This is a genomic window from Variovorax glucosi (assembly GCF_051216695.1).
Classification (GTDB): Bacteria; Pseudomonadota; Gammaproteobacteria; order Burkholderiales; family Burkholderiaceae_C; genus Variovorax.
In genome coordinates, this window is record NZ_JBPJZE010000450.1 from 1 (window position 1) to 1,008 (window position 1,008).

The window sequence follows — 1,008 nt, forward strand, 5'->3', positions numbered from 1 at the left end:
GCTTTCCTCGCCGAAGGTGAAGATCGTCAACACAGACGCCTTCCAGTGGCTGCAGCAGCCCGGCGACATGTTCGACGTGATCGTGGTCGACTTTCCCGATCCGACCAACTTCGCCATCGGCAAGCTCTACACCAACAGCTTCTATGCGCTGCTCGAAAAGCGCCTGTCGGCCAGCGGCTACGCTGTGATCCAGACGACTTCGCCGCTGGTGGCGCGCAAGAGCTATTGGACCGTGGCGACCACTATCGAGTCAGTGGGCCTGCGCGCCACGCCGTACCACGCACACGTGCCGAGCTTTGGCGAGTGGGGCTACATCATCGCGAGCCGCCGGCCGTACCGCATGCCCGATGCGCTGCCTTCGGGCCTGCGTTTCCTGTCGCCTTCCACGCTGCCGCTGATGTTCGACTTTCCGCTGGACATGGCGCGCGTGCCGGCTGAAGTGAACCGGCTGTCGAACCAGATCCTTGTCACCACTTACGAGCAGGAGTGGGGCAAGGTGATGGCGCACTAGCCAACCATGCAACGGCGCGAATTCCTCGGCGTGGCGGCGGGTGCGGCGGGCGCCCTCGCGCTCGGTGGCTGCGAGGCGCCGACACCGCCCATCGAAGGCGGCTTCACCGGCATCGACGTCACGCGCGGCCATGCAATGCGCGATGGCACGCTCAAGAGCCAGGCGCCGGCGGTCGTGAAGCGCACGCGCGTCGTCATTGCTGGCGGCGGCGTCGCGGGCCTCGCTGCCGCACGCGCCCTGCGGCTTTCAGGCATCGACGACTTCACGCTGCTCGAACTCGAAGACACCGCTGGCGGCAACGCGCGCGGCGGCATCGTCAACGGCATCGCCTGCCCGCTCGGCGCGCACTACCTGCCCGTGCCCGGCGACGATGCGCGCGAGGTGCAGGATCTGCTTGAAGAGCTCGGCCTGCGCCGCCGCGTGGCGGGCCGCTGGGAATACGACGAGGTCACCCTCTGCCACAGCCCGCAGGAGCGCCTGTTCATCCACGGTGAGTG

2 protein-coding genes are annotated in these 1,008 nt (G+C 67.5%); both read left to right on the plus strand.

The annotated features are described in order from the left end of the window. A partial coding sequence (locus ACSFA3_RS26425) for a spermine/spermidine synthase domain-containing protein (RefSeq protein WP_475544596.1) occupies positions 1–511 on the plus strand: 511 nt, incomplete at its 5' end. Positions 512–517: 6 nt separating this feature from the next. Continuing rightward, positions 518–1,008, plus strand: a 491-nt coding sequence (locus ACSFA3_RS26430) for an NAD(P)-binding protein (RefSeq protein WP_435508252.1), incomplete at its 3' end; no start/stop codon positions are given.